The organism is Priestia sp. P5 (assembly GCF_029522155.1).
In the GTDB taxonomy this organism is placed as follows: Bacteria; Bacillota; Bacilli; order Bacillales; family Bacillaceae_H; genus Priestia; species Priestia megaterium_E.
In genome coordinates this window covers 24694-47316 of the sequence record NZ_JAKWFJ010000006.1, presented here as the reverse complement: position 1 = coordinate 47316, position 22623 = coordinate 24694, and the positions used below count along the sequence as shown (strand labels likewise).

The window sequence follows — 22623 nt, the reverse complement described above, 5'->3', positions numbered from 1 at the left end:
TAAATCATTTTAAAAAAGGATAATCTGTATAGCCTTCTTTTCTCCTTCATAGAGCGTATTTTTGTCAGGTTCGTTTAGGGGATCTCCTGATTGAATCCGTTCTACAAAGTCTGGATTAGCTAGTACCCAAGTACCTACTGTGACAACATCTGCAAGATTATTATTTACATCAGACGAAAGTTGAATAAGAATTAGAATCAAGAAATGAGTTTACGTGTTCTGCAAATAGTTCTGGAAATTGAAACAGATGCCCGTGACCAGAATCAGGATAGATAATCAGCTGTGCTTTGGGTAATTTCTCTGTTAAGATATAACTGTTTTTAGTCGGTACCATCACATCATTAACCCCATTAGTAACAAGTACAGGGTGTTTGATGTTTTGTAACCATTCATAGTCATGATTAGATTTTTGTTTAGCCCATTTTGCAATGGCTTGTAATTGTGCCTCTTTTACTTGTTCTGAACTGTTTACTTTTTTCTGATTGAAAATTCTTTGTAGTGAAGCCATTCCTGCAGATTTACTTGTTTTGGTTTGCTCGTAGAAAAAGAACATAAAATCATTTATTCCATCTTCTTCCGTTCCGCCGTGACGATTCATTCTTTCAAGAATCTCTGGATCTGGATTAATACCAGATTCAGGTGAAGTACCTGCCATAATAATTTTTCTTACTAAATCTCCTTCTTGTAAAGCTAGCTCTTGTGCAACCATGCCACCAATGGAAAAACCAAGAATGTCAACTTGTTCTAATCCAAGAGCTTTTATAAATGTTGCTGTGTCTTTTGCCATATCTGCAATTGTAGTAGGCGTTAGTCCATCGGTCTCACCAACCCCTTTATTGTCAAATAAGATTACTGGGCGTGTATTTGCAATAGGTTCAATCATGTTTGGATCCCAGTTTTCCATCGTTCCTCTAAAGTGAACAAGAAATACTACTGGTATACCATCTTGTGTACCAAATTTTCTATATGCGTAACGAGTTCCATCTGCTTCAATAAATTCTGATTCTGTTGGTATTTTAAAGTTTGTCATTTTTGTGTTCCTCCTTAGAAATTTAAAAACGATTAAGTATGCATTATGATGGTTTGTTTCATAACAATTTTAGAATGAACGTTCTAAAAAAGGTAAAAAAAGAAAGCTAGTCCAACACTGAAAGTGCTAGAGTGATGATGCCTTCTAATTCTTTTTTATTGTAATTAGTTTTTATTAGTACTCTTATACCTACTAAATTGTTGTGTAAGAAACGAGATGTGTTAGCAGAATCGATATCTTTTGATAGCTCTCCACTAGATTGGCCTCGTTTTATAAGGCTATTAAACATATCTTCAGTACGGTTAAACATTTTTGTAACTATGCGTCCAATTTCTTTGTCCAACAAAGATAATTCAATGGCTGCATTTACTGATAGACAACCTTTTGGGTATTGTCCAATGGAATTCAGTACGAAAATAAAAACATCACGTATCGCCTGTTTAATGGATGAAGTGTTACTAATTATGCTTTTCATCTCATTCACGATGAGTTCTTCATAGTGATTAAGGGAAGCTAAAAACAATGAACGCTTGTCACCAAATGTGTCATAGATACTCCTACGATGTATCCCCATATGATCGACCAAATCTTGCATGGATGTTTTTTCATAACCCTGTTCCCAGAAAAGCTCCATTGCTTTTCTTAATACTGCTTTTTCGTCAAACTCTTTACTTCTAGCCATTTTATTTCTCCTTAAAAAAATCCATGAGTCAATACTAACAAAAACAAACGTCATAATCCATTATAGAATGAACATTCTAAAATAAAGACATGAATTTCAAACCATGATTAAAGAATACCTTTTTTAGAACGATTAGTAAAGAATTATAACTAACCAATAATCCCAAAAACATTTGCTGCGTATCAAAATGGTATCCATTAACGTTCACTTAGGGGTATCGCCAAAAGTTTCTTCTATTCGTTTAGTTTCTTCAGGATTGTTTTCTTCCACTGTTTCAATTAATGAATCAAACTCTTCTACAGATGCACTCATACTAAATAAACAAGAAACAGCAATTAGAAAAAACCACCTGATCCCTTACTCAAACAAACTGCCCCTTTAGTTGTATAAGAACCTGAAAGAAGAAGAGAAAAATTAAAACAAGAAGAATTAAAATGAAATCCTTGACTATATTCCTTTAACGTTTTAAAACAGAATTAAATATATCGTCCGTAAAAGCATATCTTTTTAGAAAAATCCGCGTCGAAATAAAAGAAATACCTGTTAAATAATCATTGATATTCTGTGATTTAGAAGCGTAATATTTTGTAGAAAAAAGCTTCATTTGTCTACATGGAGTAAAATCAATAACACTACTTTTAATAACATACGTTTAGTTTTACTTAATGATATGACGAAAAGTAAACTAAACATAATCAGCTTTTTTAAAAGGGGAAGAAAGATCAATATTAAAATCAACAATTCCTAGAGACTATCGATTATTTGCTTTCCTCAATTTTAAGTATGTATATGCACTTAACGTGATGGCTACTATTACTATACAAGTAAGAGGAAATAGAATTGTATTAACAAAATGATCATAAAACCAGGTATACATGAAAACCACCTCAAATAGTTTAAATTCACCCTGATAAGCCTTGTCTTATAGGGATTTAACAGATTGTAAGAAACACCTCATCTTCGGAGGAAATAATGCAAATAAACCTTTTATTCCCTCTGTTTCTTTCTATTTTTCAAGAAAGCTACAAGAAGAAGCAGAGGAGGAATAATCCCGAGGATAGGCATATGCAGAATAAACATTTCTACCTTTAGTCCTTCATGAAGATGTTCTTGAAAATTTCTGGCAATCGTGCTAGCCATAAATAGAATAACGAAGCCCAAAGGGTATGAAAGGCGTGAAGGTGATTTAATCTTAAATAAGTTAGCCGTACCTATGACAGCTGCATATAACAACACGCTAATCTTAATGAAACCACCGATAACTAAAGCAAGCATAAAAAATACATCAAGACGTTCCAAAAAGTCAGCTACCTGGATGCTTTGTACGGTACTAAGAAGAGGGAATTGTGAACGTGCAGTCAAATCAACCCCAAGTACACTAATGTTAATAAGCATTGTAATAGTTAAGTTGATTCCACTTAATCCAGTTGCACATAACATGGTCAATTTTGCCTTTTTTTGGTCTTTTAAATACGGTAAAATCATCGTAAATACAATCGCTTCTGCAAACGGGAAATAGATAGTTTGAGTAAATGCAACTTTCAGGACGGGTAAAACACCCTCTTCAAGTACTGGCTGTAAGTTTGTAAACTCGATTAAACCTGAACATACGATGAGAACAAACCCCGCCATGGCAAAAGTATACATGAATATAAAAAGGATTTCTCCTGAGCGAGCTACAACCTCGATTCCTTTTCGAATCGTATAAATAATAACAAGCATTAATAAAGTATGTGCAATGAATAAAGGAGTCTCAGGGTAGGCGGAGGTTAACAACATCTCGCCAAAATCACGGAGAACCCTCGCTGCATCATACATAAAATAAAGGATGTAGACAAAGGCAAGTACCGTTCCAATCCCTTTACCCATGATTTTTTGCATGTACTCGGTAGGCAGCAGATCCGGATAATAAGAATGCAACTTATTATAGACTAGAAATAGAACAAAACTTCCTACCATCCCAAGCAGAATCGCAAGCCAGGCGTCTTGTTTTACATCCATTGCAATAGGTACCAATAAAGAACTACCTAGTTCAAACAGAACCATTAGAATAAATAATTGACTGGCACTAATTTTTGCCTTCTCCATTCAACTGGAACCTCCTTTCTAATTTTATTTAAATTAATCTTTTGCTTTCTCGACCTTTCATTACGTACAATCTTTTAAACGTTATGTAATAGATAGCAGATTTACTTTAAGGTTAATTCTAGGCTAAAAGTATTCTTTCTACGGGTAAGGATTTTACTAGGAATTTCAACGAGAATGACAATATTCCATATAAAAATTAACTAGTTCAATGTGTTCTTTCCATGCTTCTTCCTGTTTTTAAAGAAAGCTACAAGAAGAAGCAACGGAGGAATAATCCCAAGAAGAGGAATGTGTATAGTGAACATTGCCACCTTCAGTCCTTCATAGTTATGTTCTTGAAGGTTACTCGCAATGGTAATAGATAAAAAGAGAATGATTAGCCCTAAAGGATACGATAACCGTGAAGGTGATTTAACCTTGAATAAACTAGCAGTTCCTACGACAGCTGCGTAAAATAACACGCAGATTTTAAAGAAGATAGTGGTAATTAAAGCAAGCATAAAAAACACATCAAGACGTTCTAAAAAATTAGCTACTTGAATGCTCTCCACTGTGCTAAGAAGGGGATATTGTGAACGGGCGGTCAAATTAACCCCCAATACACAAACATTAATGAGCATGGTAATAATTAAATTGATCCCACTTAATCCAGTTGCACATAGCATGGTCACCTTTGCCTTCTTAGGATTATTTAAATACGGCAAAATCATGGTAAATACAATAACTTCTGTAAATGGAAAGTACAAGGTTTGAGTAAATACCACTTTTAGAACAGGGAATAAACCTTCTTCTAAAATAGGTTGTAAATTTTTAATCTCAATTAAGCCAGAAGATATAATTAAGATAAAGCCACCAACCGCAAGGACATACATAAAAATAAAAAGCAGTTCTCCTGATCGAGCGATGACCTCAATCCCTTTTCTAATTGTATAAATAATCACAAGCATTAATAATGCATTCGCGATAAATAAAGGCGTATCAGGATAGGCAAAGGTTAACAGCATCTCACCAAAATCACGTAGAACCCTTGAGGCATCGTACATAAAGTAAAGAATGTAAACAAAGGCAAGTACAGTACCCATCACTTTCCCTAAGATTTTTTGCATATATTCTGTAGGCAAAAGGTCAGGATAATAGGTATAAAGCCTATGATAGACTAATAATAGAATGAAACTGAATACCATTCCAAGCAGAATTGCAAGCCAAGCGTCTTGTTTTGCATCTATCGCAAGAGGTACCAGTAAAGCACTCCCCAGCTCAAACAGGACCATTAAAATAAAGAGCTGACTGGCACTAATTTTTGCTTTCTCCATTTAACTGGCACCTCCTTTTCCTTACTTTTGATTCTCTTTTACTCCTGAAAGAAACGATTTATTTCGTAAGCCAGCTCGACGTACATAGGCTTCCACTGTGATATCTACATCTAACTTTGGAAAGTAGACATCATTCCATTCTGTTTTTAATTTTTTAAATTGATTGGGTCTAGTACGATGAACGACTTCGCCAAATCCCAAAATATCCGTTTTGTTTTTTTGTGCACGTTCAATAGCTGTCCTTAGCTCTTTTTTAATTTCTTTCCTCACCGATTGTTCGATTTTTGTAATAACCTTTGGATTAGTGATATCAACAGGTACCTCCATGTCACCGATATCTCCTTCAACACGTGTATGAACAGAAATATGAGGTTTCCCATTCTTCACTTGGGCAGATACACTTGTTTTTTGTCGTACGGTTTGATAAGCAATAGCTTCTTTCTTTCCTGCCCAATCAATATTAATATCCGTTCCTTGAATTTTATTGAGAATCCATACCGTTCCTCTTGCTGGTTTTCCATACAGCCAATCTACTAATTTCCCCTGTTTTAAAACGGCAATTCCGGAAGCTCGAAGCGTTGCCGCGGGTGCACTTTCCTGAAGGTTATCTAGCTTTTGTGCTTGCTGGGGATTCCCATCTAGACGAAATCCTGATACGACAGTTCCTCTTCCGGGAGATTCAAGGCTCTTCATCACCTCTTGAAGCGATGTTTTTACATTCTCTCCCCATTTTCTTTCCGTAAATTCTAAGGTTTTTAGCACTTTATTCGCTGGAATCTTATCAACTGGTGTTAACGTTTTCACAAGATCAGCTGCGGACGAATGGTTGGCAATCACGAGGGTGGAAGTATTTCGAAATTCTGGATCTCGATCAAACGCATCCACTAATGTATTAATTCCTTCTTCTTTGGCCAGTTTTTCACCAACCACGACCAAGTTTGTATGAGCATAATACAATCGTCGAGAGATTCTGCCTGAAGCTCGTCTACTTGCTTCGACTATATTGTCTCCTGAAGCTGAATAAATGGTAATAGGAGGGCTTTGAGTACCGCCTCCCCCTCCTTGTATACCAGCCACGTTCCCTGGGTTAATAATTTGGAGCGTTATGTGATATCTTCCATCTTTTGTTTTATCGACGCCCAGAGCTGCCACGATGGCAAGGTCCGTTAACTCTTTTTTACTCCAACAACTGGTGAGCAAGATGGTTACCGTCATCATCAATAAAAGAAAAACTCCTTTACGCTTCATTGTTGTCACCTTCTTCAAAATCGCGATTCACCATACCACGAGATGCAGGGGGGTGCGGGTTTTGATTTGATCCTTCTCGAACCGTGTTAGCAGTAATTAATCGTGGTCTTTGTCTCAGCGTCCACCACGGTAATCTTACGATAGTATCTCCATTATTTATGGGGATGAAGGGAGCAAATGGAGCCATGTAGGGTACCCCAAAGGAACGTAAACTGCATAGATGAACAACCATCATTAGAAGGCACAAAATAATGCCGTAGAAACCAAATGTTGCTGCACCAATCATAAACAAAAAACGAACTAAACGGGCCGAAATCGCCATATCAAAAGATGGTGTGGCAAAACTCGCAATGGCTGTGATGGATACAATAATAACCATTGCTGGTGACACAATACTTGCTTGAACGGCTGCTTGGCCAATTACAAGGGCCCCGACAATGGATACGGCTGAACCAATAGCTTTGGGTAAGCGTATCCCTGCTTCCCGTAAAATTTCAAAAGTTAATTCCATGAGAAGAGCTTCCACAAATGCTGGAAAGGGAACAGCTTCCCTTTGTGCTGCAATGGCTACAATGAGCGTAGTTGGCACCATTTCCTGGTGGAAAGTTGTAACGGCGACATAAGTAGCAGGTGCAATTAAAGAAATCATAAACATAAAAATACGCAAAAGACGAATCGAGGTTGCAATGTCAAAACGCGCATAATAATCTTCAGCCGATTGGAAAAATTGCATGAACAAAGCAGGCGCAATCAGTACAAAAGGGGTCCCATCCACAAATATAGCAATCCGTCCTTCCAACAGGTTCCCGGCTACAACGTCAGGTCTTTCGGTGTTGTACATAGTTGGAAAAGGGGTGAATGTTTGATCCTCTATTAGCTGTTCAATATAACCTGATTCCAAAATGCTATCGATATCAATACGATGTAATCGCTGACGAATTTCTTTAACGACTTTATCATTGGCAATGCCATGTATGTACATAAGCGTCACATCTGTCTTTGTTACACGTCCAACTTTTAAAGACTCCATCCATAAATCGGGGGTCTTAATGATACGGCGTACCATAGCTGTATTGGTCCCAAGAGACTCGGTAAATGCTGCTTTTGGCCCTCGCACCACCATTTGGGTAGTAGATTCCGCAATAGAACGCTTTTCTCCACCTTTAGTGCTAGCGCTCAGTGCTCGGTCTACTCCGTCTATTAAAATAAGAGTATCGCCTGCCATTAAAGATGCAAACAGGTCATCCAAGTTAGTGACGGACGATATATTTCCAATGGTCATCATATCTTCAGAAAGCAGGTCTAACGCATTGTACTGATTTATTTCTCCTTTATGATCATCCTTCATCATAGATTGCAGTAGATACTCTTGAATCGACTGATTGTCTACAATTCCATCTACATAGACAATGGCTGTTTTAATATCGGAATTGCTCCCCATTTTTATCTCACGAATAACAACATCTGAACTATTTCCGGTTTTCTGCTTAATCATGTTAAGGTTGTCCGATAATGAAACTTGTATCCGTTCTATTGGGTGATCAGTAGTTTGATTTTCGTCATCCTGTGGTCGTTTCTTTTTTGGTTTGCGATCTTTAAAAAACGAAGGCATAGATTTAAGCACCCTTCTTTCAATTTTTATTACTTTAACCATATAAGAGTTTTTTTATGTAAAAATTAACAATAAATATTTATGTATCATCATAGAAGAAAGAGAAGAACCTATTAAATGGAGCGTGATAAATATGAAAATCATGAGTATTAGTCTTTTAATGATGGGATGCTTAATGGGCTTTTCTTTAGGCATCGATATTCTCCAAGGATTTGATGTTTCTCAGGCGTTGTACAACGCCGTGAGTCCATTTAGGGTAATGGAGGTTGCTGAATTATTTGTACTCTTTTTTCTTCTTTTTCTTTTTTTTGCTGAATCTTTATATCTTTTTATGAAGAAGAAAAAGCAAAGCAAGTAACTATATACTTATAAATCGCTATTTTTTTAAATAGGAGATAAAAATAATAGGAATGTAGCTCAGGCTATCCGTTTCAATCGGTTCTTTCATTAATCAATGGTTCACATAAAATAATTCATCATCTAGATTATTTAGTTGGTTTTTTATCCATTTCCTTACATTATTCATTCTGGAATCAAACGCCATTTGAAAAAGACCCGTTAACTGAAAATCGGTAAAATGACTTCCTTTTAATTGGAGAAAAGCCTCGTGATAGGAAGAGAAATGAAGCTGTTTGAATAAGAAATCATCCATTGCCTCTCGAATATATTCTTTATTTTTCCAACAATTCATGGGAACATGAGCAAATTGCCAAGGCCTAAAGACCCCAGGATAAATAGCTTCAACTATTTGAAAAGGGGAATAGCCTAAAAGAGTAAAGGCGCCACCTAAACTATGTTGTTTAAAAAAATGAAAATTAACCTGAAAGGGTATTTCTTCCATAGGAATCTTCATTTTTTCTTCTATTACATATCTTACTGCCTCAATGGCTCTTCTCTTTCCTTCTTCTCCCTCCCAATATTTATCAGGAGCTTGTTGAAATTGCCAAGGTTTAAATTTTCCTGGATAGGCGTTATCAATGACTTCATAATAATTCCATCCATATAGCATAGCAGGGGGTCTGAGACGATGAGACCACAATGTATTGGCCCTTACTTGAAAAGGGATTTCATCGATGGGGATCGATAAGTATTGCTCAAGTAAATAGCATGTCATATAGCGCATATATTTTTTTCCTTCCTTACCTACAAAGAAATAATTAGGAAACCTTTTTCTTTTCTTGTCTAGAACATCTTGATAAACTTCAATGACTTGTTCTCTATTCACTATCGAAAGCCCCTTTTGAGAAAGTATATTTGTTTATTATTATGTATAATAATGGGATTTATATACGGATGGAGCTGAATCTGATAAGATACATAATGAAAAGAAAAGCTACTGATAAAGGATCAGTAGCTTTTCTTTTCATTATGTAAATAGGGATAGGGGAATTGATAAAGGAAAAATAATATACGCGTGCATATTGGTTCTTGAAACCAAACTCCAACAAGTCCGCCATCCTTTCTAAGCTACGATTTTTTTGTGTTTAAAATAAAAATGTAATCGTTTTCTAATTTGATTTGTTGTAAAATAAAAAAGGCATGTTAATTGGAGATTTTTCGAAATGTCATCTTAACTCATTGAGCCTATTCCCACATCACAGCACCAGGGAATAGGTTTTTTTATGCAATTATAGATATAATATTTAAACCCAAATTTAAAATAGGATTATTTGTATAAATTTAACAATAACACAAAATATATCGTTCATAAAAGTATACGTTTACGAACTTTCCTTTTATATAAGAAAACTATTATTTTTATCGTTCGTTTAAGTTTAAAAATGGATTACGAACGTCTTTTTTAATATAAACACATTTACGAACGTTTTTAGTAAAGTAATAGAAAAGTAATCTAAAAAAGGAATATCTCTACACTGGGCATAGAGATATTCCTTTACTTTTAATGTGTAACCTATTACTCGTAGGTATAGATTCTAATCTTTAACCTTAGTTTTAAATTTCATAATTAGATAAAATATTAAAGAACACCCTAACGAAATATAAATTGATGGTAGTACTAATGCAAGCATTGATTCATCAAATATAGATGACACTGCTATTAATATAGGTACTAGAAGACTAAATAAAATATACAAAAATGCTTCTAACAAAGCATCAGTCTTTTTAATTTTTTTCATAATATAACTTATAAGAAATGAACAGGGTAGCCCATATAATATTACAAATGGAGCAACATATATCCCCCCCATAATGAGTGAGGATAAATATAAAGGATTAGTTCCATTTGAAAATACAACCCCAAAAATAACAGATCCTGTAAATACGGAAATAATTGTCGCTATTATTCTTCTCATCTACTTCCCTCCTTTTATTTTCCTTAACTTAATTTCTATCTTTTAGAAATATTAATTCGTTTGCCTGCATATCCAGTTAAATAGTTAGGGTTTGTACCAGCTTTTATAGGATCAAATTTGTATAAATTCTTCCAACTACCAGAATCATTTCTACGATAAATCTCATACGCTGGAAATTGATCATGTGATCCCCTGATTACGGTTAAACCGTTTCTATAAATATATTCGGTAAACTTATAGTCAATGTTAGGAGGAGTATTGAAAAAGTATGGCAAACCTACGCTATGGCGAATTTCTGCAACTGCCCATACTTTATCATGAGTTGTGACAGATGCTTTCATTCCATTTGCAGAGGCAGTTCTATGACTATAAGGTACATATTTCCCATTAACTTTCTTTAATCGATGAGATGTTCCTACAGCTTTACTAACTGTCCACCCTGTACCATACGTTTTACTTGTATTAGTCCATTTAATTGTAATATCAAATCTTGTTCTATTAGTTCCAGAAGTTGGAGAGAAAGATGCGTATCTTCCACTTTTTCTGTTATCTCCTTTAAAATAGTAAACCCCACCAAGACTTAAAACAGATTGTGGGATAAATGTTCTGTGTCTAATTGTTGTACTACTAGGACCACTTGATCTTGCTGCCATCAATGTCATTTGTTCTTGCAAACTTGTATCTACTGGAATATTAATGGAAAACTCATCTTCATTATCTGGAGTACTATCTTCAATACTTTCTGAACCTGTGTCTTCCATTTCTTCTGGAATATCCGTATCTTCTTCAATTGCCTCAGTACTTTCAAAATCTAAGTTAGAATCATTTGATGTGTCTAAGTCAATGTTATTAGAATCTTCCCCAGAACTTAAATCCTCTTTTGAATAAATTTCATATTCATAGTTGTTTCCTATACTTATGTCATTATCTATAAATTCTGTATCACTTGTTGTAGTTAATAATTCACCATCTTTATAAATTTCATATTCGTTAACACTTCTTAACGGTTGCCATTTAAATGACACATTTGAACTGGTAATAACAGTATCAAAATTCAGTTTGTCAATACCATCATCAAACTTTGTCATTGTATCTATCTTTGCAATATCTAATAGATTGCTATCTTTATCATAAGCTTTGATTTTATAAGAGTATATAGTACCTTGCGCTAAGCCTTTATGAGTAAAGCTAGGTGTATCACCAGAATAAATCTCTTGTGTAACATCATCTAAATCTTTGTATATTATAGAATATTTTGTTGCTGAAGGCACTGGATTCCAAGATAACCCTATGGAATCTTTTTCCTTTGTTACATCAATATTTGTAAATGTTTTTAAAGGGATAGAGGGCATATATGCTTCCGAATTTGCGCTATTTGGATAACCTTGATTACTATATGCTTTAATTCTAAACCAATAATTTTTATTTGAAATATATTTTCCTCCTGAGTTCTTGTATACGGAAGAAGGGTCTAATGCTAATTCACTACCATTTTCATCATGATGTAACGAATATTGACCATTCGCAATTTCACTACTAGTTGGCCAGATTTTTTTTCCTCTTGTCGTCCAATTTGTAGAATTCCCTACATCAAATTCTTCATAGCTTTTCCCATTAAAAACCAATACTTTATATCCTGTAGCTCCAACAACAGACTTCCAATTTAAATCTACATATCCATCGCTTGAATTTGGGATATTACTATACGCAATACCTGTTGGAGTTGCCGGTTGTGATAAAGGAATATATGGTGTAACTTCCTGAGATTTAGGACTATCTCCTTTAGGATAAGTAGCTACAATCCTTACCCAGTATTGATGACGCGTACTATAATTTGTAGAACTTCCAGCTTTATAAGCGTTGCTATAAACAGCAGATGGATCGACAGGAAGCTCTGCTCCAGCTTTGTCTAAGTGTAGCTTATATCTTCCAGCAGCAATTTCACCACTAGTTGGCCAAATTTTTTGTCCCTTTGTTGTCCAATTTGTTACATTTCCAACATTAATATACTCATATTCATACCCATTATAAATAGCAACTTTGTAACCCGTTGCCTCAGGTACAGGATCCCAAGAGATATTAAAATAACCTTGATTAGAACCTGAAGAATACGCTTTGACTGTAGGAGCACTTAGAGCATCATAATGGTAAGTTACGGATAGGTAAGGAACATTTGTTGCGTTGTCTCCTGAAACAACCTTCTTCCAAAATGTTTGTCCATTTCCATTTGTATGGAGTTTGAAGCCATAGTTACTTTTACTCCCACTTAGCCATGATTGAACTGTATTTGTTACACTAAATTGTGCCCATTTATCTCTTCCTACATCTGTTTTTGCAATGTTAGTAGACGAAGGTTTGTTATTCCATGTAAGAGTCGAAGGAGACCAATCACTGGAAACTTCATCTAGCCATAGACCATTAGGTGAATCTGCATAATAGGCATGGGTTACGTAAGCATTGAACGTGGCACTGTCAATAACTGCACCTTTTAAGCTAGATATATCTTGCTTAAGATAAGCATAATTAGTACCAGTTGTTCCATCGTAATAACCTACTTTTAAAGCATATTCATTCTGCCCAGAATCCCATTTTTTTGATGCAGTTCCATAGTTAGTACTAGCATATTGACTAGAAACATAAGCATCTGATGAGGTTTGAACTGAAGTTGTAGGATCAATATAAACGGGATATACACGATCAGAACTCTTTAACCACTGTTCATCTGCTTTCATCGTTAAAAGATAGGATCCAGCTGTTTCCTCTTTAAAATCATAAGTGACCTTATTAGACTCTTCTGCATCCCCAGAACGATCATTAACATTTGAGTCATACATAAATGGTTTAGGCACAACAAAGGCTGTGTTACCCTTAGTGTCTTTAAACGTAATATTTCCATCTTGTGAGTCGACACTAGGAACTAAAGAAGTCTTAATTCTAAATGTAAACGTATTATACCCTTTGTAACTATGTAGAACTAAATCTTCTTTAACATTTTCATTAAAAGTAAGATTCCTTAAATCAATATCAGGATATACCTCTTTGTGTAAGGCTTGATTATCCTTCGTTTCAATACTGCTTTTATTAAACGAAACAGCTTTTTCATCATTGCCTTTAGCGTCTACCAAAGCATATGTAAGAAAATCAGAACCTTTTAAAAAGCTAGCATATTCTCCTTCTTGGGTGATTGAATAAAAATTACTGTCTAGCTTCGTATTTTCAGCTTCTACAACTGATTTTGTACCCTCTTTTGGTATAGATTTGCTACCTGTGATGAGATCTGTAGAAATGTTATTCCATTCACCTTCATCTTTATTATGTATAGGCTCTACATAAATTTTCTTTGTAAAGGTCCCATCTCCATTATCGAAGACCTTAGTATTTTCAGTTCTCTCTTCTGTTATTTCAGCTACTTTCTTATCGTTAACCTTATTTTCCTTAATGTCACTTTCAGTTTGTTTCTCAGCATTTACTTTTCCCACCGCATTAGTATGGATTGTTACTATAGGAATTAATAAGATAAAACATAGAAAACACACTGCAATTTTTGATAATAACTTGCTCACTGTTTCAAATACCCCCTAAAGATTTAATTATAGTAAGTTAAGATTAAATACTTACTCTTTACCAAAGTTTTTCATTTCTTTTGTTACAATCCTCCTATGTTTTTTAAACAACTTTGTAATCATAATGTAATATTTAACGTAATTCAACATATTTTTTGGTTTTTATAGATTTATTTAGTCGAAAAAGCATGATAAATTTCTACTAGCTATATTTTTCATTTATCTTTAGACCTGGTAGTACATTTTAAGAATATAAAATATCTTGTATAAATGATTCCAATAAATAGACAGAAGAGAATGGTTGAAACTAAATTCTTCATGTTTCATTATAGAATGAATACTATATGTACTCTTTGTTTGCATAATCTTAATTTCGTAAAACATTAAAAACGCCATCCCATAGCGTTCAAGGGATGGCTTTCCATAAAAAATTTATCATTTTCACTCTTTATTAATTTATTTTTTTCCTCTGATTGGAATAACCTTTTAATTCCTCAATACGTTTTTTTAAGCTACTTCTCATCATTCCTGTAAGGATATACATTACTAGAAATGCATAAGTAGCAATAAAAAATAAAGGAGCAAGTAAAGGAAAAGGCACTGCATATTTGAAGAGAACACTTGCAACTAAAGCTAGAATCATAAGAAGACGGCTTTGCTTTAACAGTTGATTTGTTTTTTCTAGTAACAATTCTTTTTGAGCAATGAACGTCTTTACCATCGCAGGCCTCTTTTTAATAGCTTCACTTTCTATTTTCCTGTTAGCCTTACCAATGGCAGTAGCTACAATAAAAATTAAACTTGTTACGATTAATGCTATAATAACGGAATTTGACATAAGAGTTTTTTCCCCAATCTTATTTATATTTTTAATCTATAAACACCTTTTTTCTAATAAGCTAGCTACTCAATTAGAGGACAATTGCGAGAATCACTAAATTTCGAAGTTAATTGACTATCATCAACAAAATAGAAGTTAATTTTGTCACAGCGCTTCTCAGCAACACCCTATTTTCTATTTATTTAAGAAAATGACTCTCTTTTTACACATATTCACCGATAAAGTACATTTCGTTTTTTTGATCCATTAACAAGTGATAACCATACGCAAACTCTGGTTTTCGGATGAACATGATTTGCGATTTGATATCCTGATTATGATCAATCACTCTATTTTCCATCTGGATATGCTGACTATCAAAATACTCTTGTATGTGCATATATTCTTGAAAGTCTGAGTCATTGGTGTAAACACGTAAAACCGTATACATTTCATATGAGGTATCTTGCTGCCTGTGTTTTGTAAGTTTTTTCAAGGAGAATACTGAACTCTCACTCTTAAATTTCAAGGCAAACATCACAACGATCCATCCTGAAACGAACATAAGAGGATAAAAGAATCCACTATGAGTTAAATTAAACAGCTGACACGAAACAATTAACACAACAAACGCCGTAATAGGTAGCCAATAATCGCTCCAAACGCCTTTGGCATTCCTAATTACAACGTCTTTTATGCCCTCAACTTGTTCTTTTTCCATGAACTCACCCTCTTTTCATTAAGCTACACGTCGCACATTTCCATTAAATCGATCTTTCCAGTACTTTGTATTTAAATCCCCCACTGATACTCCTTGTGAACTGCTGTCATTAAGAAACTTCCCATCGCCTAAGTAGATGGCAACGTGGCCATTAATCTTATACGTATCAAAGAAAATAACGTCACCACGCTTCATTTCACTTGCTTTAATGACTTTCCCGCGTTTGATTAACGTATCTGTTGTCGTAGCACTTACTGGTCCTAAATCAACTCCAGCTGAACTATAGACCCATCTAACATACGAACTACAATCAAATTTATGTGCGTTAATGTCTTCTTGATTTCGTCCACCGCCCCATACATAAGGGCTTTTTCCTACGATAGATGATCCTACCTTAATCGCTTTTTCAATGGCTTCTGAACCTTTTGCCGAACCACCTTTAATCGAAACAGCTTCAACAGAACCACTTGTGTACTCTTTCATAAATCCCATCACTCGTGATACGTACCAACTGGCATGGTTGTACGCAAACACAGCTTTTTGATAGTTTCCGGAAGCTCCTCCATTTGCAGCCAGATAATTCGCTGTTGAGTACATAGCATCTGTTACATTATAAGGATCAGCTTTTCCGTCCCCATCGCCATCAACACCAAAACCACCATACTTTGATATAGCAGCTGGACTCATTAGAGTCTCTTTGGGAATAGAGGCGTCACCGAGCCTAGTTCCTCCCGGAAAAGACCATCCAACCCATGTTTTTACCATGAACTGACTATGCCCAATGGCCCCAACTGAAGAGGTATTTAAGTCTTGGCCAAAGTTCGTTTCGACACGATGAATCGCGGCAATGAGTGTCCAGGGGATATTGTATTTTTCACCTGCTGCTTTATAAATAGGAATATACTCTTTTGGTATCTGGCCTTCCCCAACCTTGGATATTTGAATATCTCCCAAATCTACAGCTGTACCGTCTAATTCTGCTACATCTTCTTGATCTGGTAAAAGAATACCAAACACACTCACCATAGCCATCGTACTTACAACGACGCCTAATGCTAATAAAGCTGCCACAATAGCTAGTAACATTTTAGATCTTCCTTTGGCAGAATGATTCAATTTATGGATGGGCTTAATTCGGTACGTTGACACGAACACCCACCACCTTATATCCAGCCTCTTGCTTTTCAAGTGTGACTAAATACCAATCTTCCTCTTGTTCAGCGTTTCCATCTACGTCGTACACTTCCCCTTGCATGATGACATTCCATTGAATAACATCGGTATTATCATTTGAAACCTCTGTCGTTTCAAGGTTTTTTGGGACAACCTTATCATAAGTAAGCGTACCTCGTTCTTTTTGTTCTTTATAATTTTCATACATGTCCTCTGACATATAAGGCTTAGATTGTTCAATATGTTTTGAAGGGTTCTTAGCATCAAAACTAGCAAAGGCTTTGACAAACTCTTTTGCGATTTCTTTCGTACTCTGTAAGTCTTCTTTTGTATTTCGTTGTGTCTGATCATAGGGGTTTTTATTGTCTTCTGTAGCCTCTTCTTTCTCTTGTTGCACAGATTCAGAAGAAGGAGCTTGCTTCTCCCCTTTCGAAGAAGCAGGCTTTTCTTTTGAAAGAAAAGAACTAATCATAATGCCCAAAAAGACAACGACACTCAGAAATACAAGCATTTTCTTTTGTTGAACACTCATGAAAAGCCCTCCCTTTTAATCTTGTTGAGACTGTCGCCTCATTTGTTCAATCTCTTTAGAACGGTCTATATGACTTCCATTTGATTCATTCGCAACAGAAGCTTCTTCTTCCCCTTGCTGAATTTCTTGTCGTGCCTGTTGTTGCCTCATTTGTTTATGAAATTGCTGATTGGTTTTGTCTGTTCGTGGTGGTTTAGGTTGTGCTTTTAACGGTGCTTGTTCTTGGTTGAATTGTTTCGTTGAGACTTCTCCACTAGCTGGGACCAAACGGCGAGAACTTTGAATGGGTGCTTGCTGATTTTCTGAACGCGCCTCTTGTTTTCTCATTTGCTCTACAACCTTACTGGATTGAGAAGAACTTGATGTTTGCTGCGGCTGTGCTTTCAATGGTGAGTTTTCTTGTTTTTCTTGTTGTCTTATTTTTTTCATGACTTGTTCATTTTGTTTCCCAGAAGTAGGTGCATTTTCTTTTACGCCCTCTTGTTGAGGTCCTTTAGGCTGTGCCTTTAATGGTGCATGCTCTTGTTTTTTCTGTTGCTTATCAATCTGATTAGACACGGCTTGATTATGATTTGATGCCTGATCCTTTTTGTGAGGGTTTGGAATCACACCGTTTTCAGAAGATAGATTATTTTTTCGTTCTTTCTCTTGGCGTTTTCTAAACGGCATTACATTTCGTTTTGGTGCATCTTCAATCACGTTCCCGTTGCTATCAATAGGTTTGTTTCTTCGTAAAGTCGGTTTATTACTTTGGCGTTCCATTGCTTTTTCCATCTGTTCTCTAGCTCTTGTGTCTGTTGTTCCCCTTTGGCCAGACCTCGAACGTGAATGTACGTTATCCCCTGTATAAAATGGCTCTACATGTGCATATTGACGTTGGGTATCTCGAAATTTAATGGCATCAACTTTTTGTCTCCAAGCTTGTTGGATTTGTTGTTTCTTTTCTGAATAAATCTTGTACCCGAAAAGCTGTTTTTGGAGGGCAAATATGGCTGCAACCACAATCAGAACGGCCACGATGGTTTGAGCATAGGCCCAATTATTCTCACTAGCGACTTTATAGGTGATGTTAACAAAACTAAATAATAAAATGAGTAAAACTGTAAGTCCGATACACATGGCCAAGAACCCTACTAACTTACCAACAAATTGTTTGGCAAACCGTTGAAACGTTGGAAAGATGCTAAGAAATAAAACAAATACCCCTGTAATGGCTGTAAGTAAGAAGCCTACTCCATATATCTGAATGAATGTGGCTAAATAGCCGACCATCGCTAATATGACAAGTGCCGGAACCCAAATTAACAGGGATAAAACAATCCGTTTATTTGTATGCTCTGGAGCAAAAAGAGAGTTATTAGCATTTTCCTTAACTACAGTATCTCTTTTACTACTTCCTGGTTTTTTACTTAACAAATCTTTTACTATCTCTTTACCTTTTTTTATTTGTGCTGATGAGGCATTGTCATTTTTGCCACCACCAATGACACCATAGTTTGTTGTACCAAACTCTAACAACAAATACGGTTTCACAATTAATAAATCATGCATTAAATTTCTTATTCTTGATACACCGTACCGTACGGATGATGTGTCCTTATAGCTTTGTGTAGCTTGATCTCGCTGTCTATCTTCAATCATTTCTTCTTTTATTGCCTCTTCATCCCCATCACCTAGTGAATAAGTAGAAGAAGTCAAAACAGCACCTGAGATATAGTTACGAGCTTGGTTTAATTGACCTAGTAACTGATCACTATTTTGCACATAAACGGTAAAAACCGCGGACAAGAGGGCTGCCATAAAGAGTCCTGAAATAGTAGCACGATATTTCTTTTGAGCAAAAGAGTAGACCAGCCATCCAGCCACCATAATCATCATAAAGCCCATGAATTGACCAATTCCATACATGCCACCTGTTTCTGAAATAAACCCGGGAATGTATGAAAGCATGCTGTTAATGATGTCAAAAGTGAACGCTTGCTCCATTAAGAAAATCCCAAAATTGACAACTACTAAATATCCGTACCAAATGCCACTTAAGATTTGTTGTTGAAAGGCTGCGATGTTGTTATAAACTTTTTCATCGACTTTAAAAATATTAATAGAGTCAAACCAGCCTTTATCGTCGTCATCCTTTACGTACACATCAATGTCGTAGTTTTCCAGAGGAACTTCATTGTATCGAAGTAAAGGCGCATTCGTTTGTGGTAAATTACTGTTCGGCATTAGCTCATCCATCACATTAGGCGCGGCAGCTGATACAGTTGACATGGGACACAGTAAACAGACTACAACTAATAGAAAAAGCAACTTTGTATAAAAGTTCTTTCTCATTATTTATCCCCCCTTATTTTCAATAATTCTCAACAGGTTGTGGGCCAAATGTCGTTTTATCTGTCTTGCTTAAACCCTTTGAATAATATCTTTTATAAGGAACTATGGAGCCTTCATGCTTTATATCATTTTTAACTGCTCCATTAACATAATTGCTAGTTAAATACTTACTACCTTTTTTATAAACTCCAACAGTAAAGTTTTTAACATCTCCGTTACGAAAATCTTTAAATCTAAATTTATAGACATATTTTTTGTTTGGAACTACTTCATACTCTAACAATCCGTATTTTTTAATTTGTTGACCTTGATATTTTTTATAATCTGAAAGAATATGTTCTTTAGCTTCTTTTTCATCGTCATAACTAACAAGGTTTTCATCTTTGTTTTCCATTTCATATGCCTTGTCACTAGCTCCTTGCTCTACATACGTTGTATACTGTAAAGCTGTTTTACAAGGTTCAATTTGTTCACACGTTTTTGGTTTTGGCTCTGTAGTGGCCTCATCATTCCCACAACTTGCAAGCATACCAACAACAACGATAATCGAAATAAAGGCAAGTATCTTTTTCATATTTAGTCTCCCTCTCTCTAAACCTCTTAGAAGGCTCTCCCTCCGTTTTCTAAACGAAAGGATTAACCTTCTACACTTGTTTTGCAAGCTCTCTCACGTCTACAGATGTGTCAAAGGCATCAAATAGATGCTCTTGTAAAATCCGAACCTGCATAACGCCTGTTCGTTGATGCAAATCACGGTATAAACAATAACCCGACTGCATTTTAGGCATCATATCTTCTAACCCCGCACTATCTTCTAGTTTCATAAACTCTTGAATCGTTTCAATTTCCTCTGGTATATCGGTACGGAAACAGTAGGCTGTACCAATTTGGCCACGCATACTACTTGGAATATCCATTAGATTTTGGGTCATTAAGTAAATTGGTGAAAACAAAGAACGTCCTTCACGGAATAAACGATCAATTAAGCGTTCACCTGCTGGATTTTGGAAGAAGTTCCACGCTTCATCAATGGCCACAACCGTTAATTCATTCTGGAACATCCGTAAAAACTTCATCATGTAGGCCGTTAGACTAAACAAAATGGCGACGGATACAATGTTTGCTTCTGTATATTCTTCTGCAGATGTGCTCTTTTTGGGTAGCTGTAAATTATCGACTTGCAGCACATTAAATTGATTCGCATAATTCAAGACATTTTCATCATTCATACGCTTTCCAAAAATCAAACGAGCCAGAGACACATCTTCAAATTCTTCTAAAATGGAAGCTAATTCTAATGCCATTGGACGATGATCTTCTGGTAACGTGTCATGTTCCTGTACTAAATTTCGTAACTCGTCTTTGACGAATCGAATAGATGGATCTGCCAATTGCCCAACACGCTTAACGGCTTTAGTGACAATTGAGCTTTTAACGCTATCGTTTCGAATATTGATATTTAACAAGTAATAAATAATCTCTCTTGAAACCTCCACGGCTTCAGCTCGATTATCAAACAAAAGAAACGGATCTAATTTCCCGGCATCTTCATCCTTAGTAGAAAAAGAGATAAAGTTGAGCTCGCTTCCCAATTCCGTTAATTTTTCATCCCATTTGCAAATATCTTTTCTCTCTGACTTTGGATCCAACAACAATACCTTTCCTCCACTTAATGCCGTTTCGTAAATATCTCGATTGGCAGCCATGGATTTACCAGAACCCGTTTTTCCTGTATACACCGTGACAAGCGACTGTGTAAGGGCCGCGCCTGATGCAGCAAGACCAGGTAAGACATAAACAGCCGTACCACTCAACGTTCTTCCTGCGTAATAGCCGTATTCATCACCTAATTCTTGTCGATTTCCAAAGAAGCTCGCTGTGACGGCATTAATGTCTACGTCTTGGATAAACTCCGTTACATAGCGTCTTGAACCTGGTAGGCATTCAAGCAAACTGCGTAATTGAAGGCCATATGTGTTTTGCAAGGTAATACCCATTCCAGCGTATTCATCAATAAGGTCGTTCACTCGCTGCATCAATTCATCTTTATCAGAGGAACTGACTGAGAAAATAGCACTCATTAAGTATCCGCCTTCTCGTTCCTTTTCCACATTAGAAATGATGCTTTCAGCATGGGAAATCCCTTGATACACATTTGATCCTGCATCTTCTCCAAAGGTGTTTAAATGGTTAGCTTGATCTTCTAAATTGGATTTCTTGCGACGCAACTTGCGCAATCGTTGATCTGCATCTTGATAACTCATTTTTAAATTAACGCCTACCGCAAAGGGCAGAGACCGCAAGGCTTCTAACCATCGCGTTTCTGGGAAGTGAATTTCTTCCGGCATACCAACCATATGCAAGAAAGCCACGTGTGTCTGATGGTTGTAGCCTTTTGCATCGGTCTGATGTAGCGTTAAATACCGACGTGAACGAGGGTTCTCAATGCCCGTTAATTGAAGGTTAAGCACATCTTCTTCTGTCTGAATACGAGCAATAAGCTCTCCTTTTTTATTAAAAATAGGTGTGAAACGATCTTCCCAGTTCTGCCAATTAGGTGGAAAGCGTAAGCCTATATTAAAGATCCAAGGAATTAATTTCGTCATCCCTTCTGGTGTAACAGGCGTAAATGTAAAGGGTAATCCTTCAAGCAACCGTGTGACCTCTCGATTAGCACGATAAATTCTTCGTAAGCGATCTTCGGTTAGATGAACATGACTGTCTCCACGGATTTTGGCAAATTTTGAAGACACCCAATCTTTTAAGGCTTGATACATTTCCTTGTACGTCATATCCTCTGCCTCGTCATCCAGTGTACTCTTACCTAGCTCAACACCGATATAAAAGTCGTAACGACGTTCCTCTGCACCTAATTCATCACTTGTTTTAAGATAATTGAAAACCGATTGGATATGAGAACTTGCTACGACTCGCAAGTTCCCACGGATCATAGATGCATATTTTTCTTGAACATCATCAATGGATTGACGCGTTGGCACCACGATGCATTGAATTTCTCGCTTAATTTCTTTAAATAAGCGCTTTAACTCTGAGAAGTGAGCCATCAGCTGAGCTTCTGAATCAAAACTCGTATGGAATCCACTGAATTTAAACCAGCCTTGATCTCGTGCATCCCTTGTTATGACGGTGTTTTGCCAAACAGCTATAATGTCGTTTTGGATATCCATTTCC

General features: G+C 36.1%; 17 protein-coding genes. 1 reads left to right on the top strand and 16 read right to left on the bottom strand.

The window, feature by feature from the left end; translation table 11 throughout:
* Nucleotides 1-169: 169 nt before the first annotated feature.
* The 6 genes from MMB69_RS25105 to MMB69_RS25080 all read right to left on the bottom strand — a co-directional run bounded on the left by MMB69_RS25105 (nt 170) and on the right by MMB69_RS25080 (nt 7973).
* A complete protein-coding gene (locus tag MMB69_RS25105) occupies nt 170-1030 on the bottom strand; it encodes an alpha/beta fold hydrolase (protein WP_230184978.1) in 861 nt (286 codons plus the stop codon).
* A gap of 106 nt (nt 1031-1136) precedes the next feature.
* Nucleotides 1137-1712, bottom strand: coding sequence for a TetR/AcrR family transcriptional regulator (locus MMB69_RS25100; protein WP_269871420.1), 576 nt, complete (start codon nt 1710-1712; stop codon nt 1137-1139).
* Nucleotides 1713-2699: 987 nt separating this feature from the next.
* Nucleotides 2700-3800 (bottom strand): GerAB/ArcD/ProY family transporter, encoded by a 1101-nt coding sequence (locus MMB69_RS25095; protein ID WP_269871419.1) that lies wholly within the window; start codon nt 3798-3800, stop codon nt 2700-2702.
* Between the two features lie 200 nt (nt 3801-4000).
* Nucleotides 4001-5113 carry a GerAB/ArcD/ProY family transporter gene (locus MMB69_RS25090; protein ID WP_269871418.1) on the bottom strand — a complete coding sequence of 371 codons (1113 nt, stop codon included), beginning with the start codon at nt 5111-5113 and terminating at the stop codon, nt 4001-4003.
* A 21-nt stretch (nt 5114-5134) separates the two neighbouring features.
* Nucleotides 5135-6361, bottom strand: coding sequence for a Ger(x)C family spore germination protein (locus tag MMB69_RS25085; RefSeq protein WP_269871417.1), 1227 nt, complete (start codon nt 6359-6361; stop codon nt 5135-5137).
* Nucleotides 6351-7973 carry a spore germination protein gene (locus MMB69_RS25080; protein WP_277448601.1) on the bottom strand — a complete coding sequence of 541 codons (1623 nt, stop codon included), beginning with the start codon at nt 7971-7973 and terminating at the stop codon, nt 6351-6353. Before MMB69_RS25080 ends, MMB69_RS25085 begins: the two co-directional genes overlap by 11 nt.
* A 133-nt stretch (nt 7974-8106) precedes the next feature.
* On the opposite strand from MMB69_RS25080, the gene MMB69_RS25075 reads away from it, so the two are divergent.
* On the top strand, nt 8107-8331 hold the full coding sequence (locus MMB69_RS25075; RefSeq protein WP_269871415.1) for a YczF family membrane protein: 225 nt from the start codon (nt 8107-8109) through the stop codon (nt 8329-8331).
* Between the two features lie 93 nt (nt 8332-8424).
* On the opposite strand, the gene MMB69_RS25070 is transcribed toward MMB69_RS25075, so the two are convergent.
* From MMB69_RS25070 to MMB69_RS25025, 10 genes are all read right to left on the bottom strand, one after another.
* A complete protein-coding gene (locus MMB69_RS25070) occupies nt 8425-9198 on the bottom strand; it encodes a DUF4046 domain-containing protein (RefSeq protein WP_269871414.1) in 774 nt (257 codons plus the stop codon).
* Between the two features lie 709 nt (nt 9199-9907).
* The gene (locus MMB69_RS25065; RefSeq protein ID WP_277448600.1) at nt 9908-10288 is read right to left on the bottom strand and encodes a hypothetical protein; all 381 of its coding nucleotides are present in this window, start codon (nt 10286-10288) and stop codon (nt 9908-9910) included.
* A 35-nt stretch (nt 10289-10323) separates the two neighbouring features.
* Nucleotides 10324-13851, bottom strand: coding sequence for a DNRLRE domain-containing protein (locus tag MMB69_RS25060; RefSeq protein WP_277448599.1), 3528 nt, complete (start codon nt 13849-13851; stop codon nt 10324-10326).
* A gap of 451 nt (nt 13852-14302) precedes the next feature.
* Complete coding sequence (locus MMB69_RS25055) at nt 14303-14689, bottom strand: hypothetical protein (protein ID WP_277448598.1); 387 nt, start codon at nt 14687-14689, stop codon at nt 14303-14305.
* A gap of 205 nt (nt 14690-14894) precedes the next feature.
* The gene (locus tag MMB69_RS25050; RefSeq protein WP_277448597.1) at nt 14895-15392 is read right to left on the bottom strand and encodes a hypothetical protein; all 498 of its coding nucleotides are present in this window, start codon (nt 15390-15392) and stop codon (nt 14895-14897) included.
* A gap of 18 nt (nt 15393-15410) precedes the next feature.
* Entirely contained in the window at nt 15411-16541 is a 1131-nt protein-coding gene (locus tag MMB69_RS25045) for a bifunctional lytic transglycosylase/C40 family peptidase (RefSeq protein WP_277448596.1), read from the bottom strand.
* Nucleotides 16522-17097 carry a Tim44 domain-containing protein gene (locus MMB69_RS25040; protein WP_277448595.1) on the bottom strand — a complete coding sequence of 192 codons (576 nt, stop codon included), beginning with the start codon at nt 17095-17097 and terminating at the stop codon, nt 16522-16524. The genes MMB69_RS25045 and MMB69_RS25040 overlap by 20 nt, the downstream gene beginning before the upstream one ends.
* A gap of 15 nt (nt 17098-17112) precedes the next feature.
* Entirely contained in the window at nt 17113-19431 is a 2319-nt protein-coding gene (locus tag MMB69_RS25035; protein ID WP_277448594.1) for an MFS transporter, read from the bottom strand.
* 19 nt (nt 19432-19450) lie between these two features.
* Nucleotides 19451-20005: a hypothetical protein gene (locus MMB69_RS25030; RefSeq protein WP_277448593.1), complete on the bottom strand. Its 555-nt coding sequence runs from the start codon at nt 20003-20005 to the stop codon at nt 19451-19453.
* Between the two features lie 70 nt (nt 20006-20075).
* On the bottom strand, nt 20076-22619 hold the full coding sequence (locus MMB69_RS25025; protein ID WP_277448592.1) for an ATP-binding protein: 2544 nt from the start codon (nt 22617-22619) through the stop codon (nt 20076-20078).
* Nucleotides 22620-22623: the final 4 nt, after the last annotated feature.